This is a genomic window from Lentibacillus sp. (assembly GCF_035301925.1).
Lineage (GTDB): Bacteria > Bacillota > Bacilli > Bacillales > Amphibacillaceae > Lentibacillus.
Map to the genome: position 1 here is coordinate 1 of NZ_DATGTI010000194.1, position 5,133 is coordinate 5,133.

Sequence of the window (5,133 nt, forward strand, 5' to 3'; positions counted from 1 at the left end):
TCAATTATATCATATTCAACAGCCGATTACTGATTTCCGGCACACGCTTCATCAGACGAAATTCGGCAATTATTTTAAATATGCTTTGATTCAGATAGCTTTCGTTCAGACAATACCGGGGACCTATCATAGGCGGCTTTACCATAATACCCGCGCTGACCGGTACGATTATTCTGATCTTCAGCATCAGCCTGATTATGATAGTACACAGAAAGCCGGAATTTGTTACCTGATCCGGTAAAGACACGCGGCAACAATCCAACTTGTTCCTTCGAGTTTTGATACCTTATTCAACTGAGATTCTTACTACATTCCGATGACTTGTTTTGCTTCGTCTTCTTCTACTACAGAAACAGAGATGAGCAAGCTTCCTCCTATACAGATGACTACATTTAGAAGAAGCCCCCATAAGCCACTGGCAATCCCAAGCAAGGTGACGTCAAAAATCGTCATAAACGACGCAACCAGTGTCCCTGCCAGCATCCCTGCAAAGACCGCTTTACAGTGCAGCCGATTCCAGTAAAGCCCAAGGATCAGACCCGGCGAAATCTGAATCAAAAGTTCAAACTTCAAAATAAAGATTTGATACAATGTGGCAGGCGGAAACCAAGCGACCAAAATCAGGATGCTCACTGCTACAACACCTGTCAGCTTGCCTACAAGCAATTTTTTATGCTCGGACGCTTCAGGGTTGATATAATTGCCATACAAGTCATTCGAAATTATGGAAGAGAAGGTCAGCAATATCGAGTCGGCAGTGGAGACGATTGCCGCAATCACCCCGCCAAACAGCAGAATCATAGCCCAATAGAATATAGCATTTTGACTGGCAATGGTACTTGCCATCATTCCAACAAGCTGTTCGGATTCGTCCGTTGACAAACCGGGAAAGGCACTAATCCCGATAATTCCAATGATGAATACAACTCCTGCCGTCAGAAACGGCATCCATGCCATCCGGCTGAATGAGCGTTTTAACGTTTTTTCACTTTTGGCAGAGAAGATTCGTTGGATTGCATGCGGATAAACTGCAGCGCCAATCCCGATCATAACAAGCAGGCTAAACCAATTCATAATGCCTGGACCATCGGGGATCCCCAGTTTCTCTGGCGAATAGACCTGCATATAATCAGCTGACGTTGGCAACCCCCCAAAATAGATAATGGAGCCGATCAGCAACATGAAGACCCCAAGCAACAAAGCGATTCCCTGAATTGTATCGGTATATGCGACCGAGCGCATTCCTCCCAGCCATCCATAAATCAGCATGATAACCACGAAGAAAACAACACCAATCTGGTATGGGATAGTTCCACCGGTCAGTCCGGAAACACCCTGTCCAATTGCTACCAATTGTTCGAGCAGATAATTTCCAAGGCCATAAAGCATGAGTAAAGAAGCCAGTATTGTAATGGCTTTTGATTTATACCGTTTTTCAAACCACTGGGCGGGTGTGATAAGTTTATACTTCTTTCCTAGTTTATATAGCCGCGGAGCAAACAATAAATAGGCCATTATAATCATAATAAAAAAGGGCACGGAAACTAAGTATTCGAATCCCTGTCGGTACGCGGACGGCGGATAGCCGATGACTGTATTTCCACTGTACTGTGTCGCAAAAAACGTAAAAAAAAGAACCATGACACCGAGGCCTCTTCCGCCAAGATAATACTCATCCAGGCTGTTATGGATATTTCTGTTTCGTAAGTAGGTAAAAACACCAACACCAAGCATTATCAATCCATACACTGCAAGAATTATTATACCCGACCACCCTGAAAAGGCTAAATCCATAATCTAGTTCGCTCCTTTCTCTTCATGCTCTTCGTTTTCCTCTTCCAGCATCCAGTGATTTTTGATCACATATGATAAAAAAGCAGACAGAAGCAATGAAGCGGCAATAATAATAATTGCCCAAATCGGTACCCCGAAGATAAGAATTTCTCCAAAACTTTCAGGAAAATACCACGGTGTTAACAAAGCAAGCAACACCCCAAACACAATCCATATTTTTCCGTTTTTGATCGGTTCTCGGTTCGGCTGACTCATGGCCATTCCTCCTTTTGAAATATTCAAACATTAATAAATAAAAAATAAAATGTATATTGCCGGATTCCTCATACAGCATGCAAATCGGTAATTTTGCCTGCCTTGATGACCTGCCCCGGCACCTCATGCCCCACAATCGTTTCCAAATATTTAGAAGTAGCAATCAGCTGATCAAGATCAACGCTCATTTGATAATTCATGAATTCGAGCATATGGACAAGGTCTTCCGTGCATATATTGCCAGTCGCTCCTGGGGCAAACGGACAGCCACCTAGTCCTCCTAACGATGCATCAAACCTGTACACACCGGCTCGGATGGCTTCCATTACATTGGCAAGGCCCATGCCGCGTGTATTATGAAAATGAAGGGTTAGCGGCAACTTCGGCCAGTTATCCAGTACTTTACTGCACAGTCGGTAGACTTGTATGGGTGTCGCCATTCCGGTTGTATCGGCAAGCGTAATCCCGAGGGCTCCCAATTCAAGGTACCGATCAATCAATGTCAAGACCTCCTCATCTTCAATCTTGCCTTCAAACGGACAACCAAATGAAGTCGCCAGCGACCCATTAATCGCAACCCCGGTTCCCGCAAGCATCCCGGAAATATCCTCGAATTCAGAAAAGGACTCATAAACATTTTTCCGCACGTTTTTCCAATTGTGTGTTTGACTGACCGATACCACAAGGTTCACTTCATCAACATCACATGCAACAGCTCTCTTTGCCCCATATACATTGGGGATTAAAGCGGTATACGTGACATCTGGATGACGGTTCACCCCCAGCATGACATCACTCGCATCCCTTAAATTCGGAACAGCTTTTGGGGATACAAAGGAGGTTGTCTCGATTTTATTAACGCCTGAAGCAGTCAGCTTATTAATTAAGTCTATTTTTTGATCAGTCGATACAAATTGATTTTCAATCTGCAGCCCATCCCTTGTTACAACTTCCTGAATGTCAATCCTTTCTTCCATCGCTTTTTCCCTCCTTACCTAAAGAATTCCCTGTTCTTTTAATTCGCGAATTTCACTATCATCGTAACTGAGCCATTCCTTCATCACCTCGCTCGTATGCTCGCCAAGATCAGGGCCCAGCCATTTCGTCTGCCCCGGCGTCTCACTCATTTTCGGAACAACACCCGGTATTTTCAATGATTCTTTTTCGTTTAACTGAAAATCCTTAATCATCCCCCTGCTTAAGTAATGTTTATCTTTAACGATATCCTCGATACTGTAAATTGGCCCGGCAGGTACCTTTGCCTCACCAAGTACTTCTATAACGAGTTCCAAATCCATCTGTTTCGTCCATGTTTCAATTACGTCATCCAAAAACTCAGCATGGGCCGCTCGCCCACTGTTAGTCTGGAATCGTTCATCTTCACCTACATCCGGTCTTCCCACTGCATTCATTAACCGTTTAAAAATAGCGTCACCATTACCGCCAATCACAATATACTTACCATCCTTACATTGATACGTGTTGGAAGGTGCTATGCCAGGCAACGATGAGCCAGTTCTTTCCCGAATAGCACCAAATTTATCGAATTCAGGCAACGAACCTTCCATCAAACTGAACACAGCTTCATATAATGCCACATCAATGACTTGACCTTGGCCGGTACCTTTCGCATCACGGTGGTAAAGTGCCATCATCGCTCCAATTACCGAATACATAGCAGCAAGTGAATCCCCAAGGCTAACGCCCACCCGTGTAGGCGGCTGATCGGGATACCCGGTAATGTGACGTAATCCACCGATCGATTCACCGACACTGCCGAAACCAGGTTTATCACGATAAGGACCAGTTTGACCGTATCCGGATACTCGAACCATCACTATTCCAGGATTGATTTCAGACAATGTCTCATAACCAAGATTCCACTTCTCCAAAGTACCCGGCCTAAAATTTTCAATCAGAATGTCACATTCCTTTACAAGCGATTTAACAATTTCCTGCCCTGCTTCACTTTTTAAATTGACCGTAATGGACTTTTTATTTCGGGATTGCAGTCTCCACCACAAGGAAGTGCCATCATAGATATGACGCCAGTCACGGAGCGGATCCCCTTTCCCTGGTGACTCCACCTTAATGACATCAGCACCAAATTCTGCCATCAGCCTACCTGCAAATGGGCCGGCAATTAGACTGCCTAATTCAAGAACTTTAACACCTTCTAGAGTTTGACCCATTCATACTCACCCCTCTTCTACAAAAACAAAAAATCTTTTTGTTATTTTTTAGCAATCAATTTCATAAAGCAAAAATAAGACCAAATTTTCCGTCTATTCCTTTGCAGTTTAACAAATTGTATACATTAAAACAATAATATTCTAAAATTAATGCGATTTTAGGGTGAAATAAATCATTTTGTATACAATTATCTGATATAAATTGAATTGTTTTTTTGTTTTGTATACAATACTGAAAAGGGGATAATTAAATTGAATGCATATACACAAATAAAAAAAGCAATTTTACATGGAGAGTTGCCTCCAAAAATGCGACTAACAGAAGAATTTCTAGCCGATAAGTTACAGTTAAGCCGTACACCAATCCGTGAAGCGTTGAAGCAACTGGAATCAGAAGGTTTGACGAGTTCCATGAAAAGGGGAGTACGCGTCCGCCACTACACCAAAGAGGATATCAAACAAATATACGATTTACGCACACTTATAGAGGGATATGCTGCTTCCCAGGCTTCCTTTCACCGCAAACATCAAGACCTAAAAGACATGGAAACAGCTAACGAAAGCTACGAGCAGGCCATCAATGATTATTTTCAAACCGGACAAACGACTGTCGAGCATATTTTGGAACTCAACCAAAGATTTCACGACAATATAATTAAAGCCTCACAAAACAAGCATATCTATACCCACATATCAAAAATGGTTGTGTTGCCGCTGATATTCCGTTCTTTCTATTGGTTCAATGAAAATCAAATGCGACTTTCCCTTGAATCACACAAAATAATTCTGGGAGCCATTCGGGAACAGGATATGGACCGGGCACGCGCGGCGATGCATGAACATATTTACCATGGTCGGGACCAGGTGTTGCTCCATATTGATGACATTGAAG

The 5,133-nt window shown here is 43.0% G+C and carries 6 protein-coding genes; 2 read left to right on the top strand and 4 right to left on the bottom strand.

Annotated elements, in window-relative coordinates:
* Positions 1–241 (top strand): hypothetical protein (locus tag VK080_RS15570; RefSeq protein ID WP_324225690.1); only part of this gene is annotated, 241 nt, incomplete at its 5' end.
* Positions 242–306: 65 nt separating this feature from the next.
* Here VK080_RS15570 and VK080_RS15575 read toward each other — a convergent pair.
* The 4 genes from VK080_RS15575 to VK080_RS15590 all read right to left on the bottom strand — a co-directional run bounded on the left by VK080_RS15575 (position 307) and on the right by VK080_RS15590 (position 4,241).
* Entirely contained in the window at positions 307–1,794 is a 1,488-nt protein-coding gene (locus VK080_RS15575) for a sodium:solute symporter family protein (RefSeq protein WP_324225691.1), read from the bottom strand.
* A 3-nt stretch (positions 1,795–1,797) separates the two neighbouring features.
* On the bottom strand, positions 1,798–2,049 hold the full coding sequence (locus tag VK080_RS15580) for a hypothetical protein (protein WP_324225692.1): 252 nt from the start codon (positions 2,047–2,049) through the stop codon (positions 1,798–1,800).
* A 68-nt stretch (positions 2,050–2,117) separates the two neighbouring features.
* Entirely contained in the window at positions 2,118–3,026 is a 909-nt protein-coding gene (locus VK080_RS15585; protein WP_324225693.1) for a hydroxymethylglutaryl-CoA lyase, read from the bottom strand.
* Between the two features lie 18 nt (positions 3,027–3,044).
* Positions 3,045–4,241, bottom strand: coding sequence for a CoA transferase (locus tag VK080_RS15590; RefSeq protein ID WP_324225694.1), 1,197 nt, complete (start codon positions 4,239–4,241; stop codon positions 3,045–3,047).
* Positions 4,242–4,493: 252 nt separating this feature from the next.
* Here VK080_RS15590 and VK080_RS15595 point away from each other — a divergent pair.
* Positions 4,494–5,133, top strand: a 640-nt coding sequence (locus VK080_RS15595; RefSeq protein ID WP_324225695.1) for a GntR family transcriptional regulator, incomplete at its 3' end; no start/stop codon positions are given.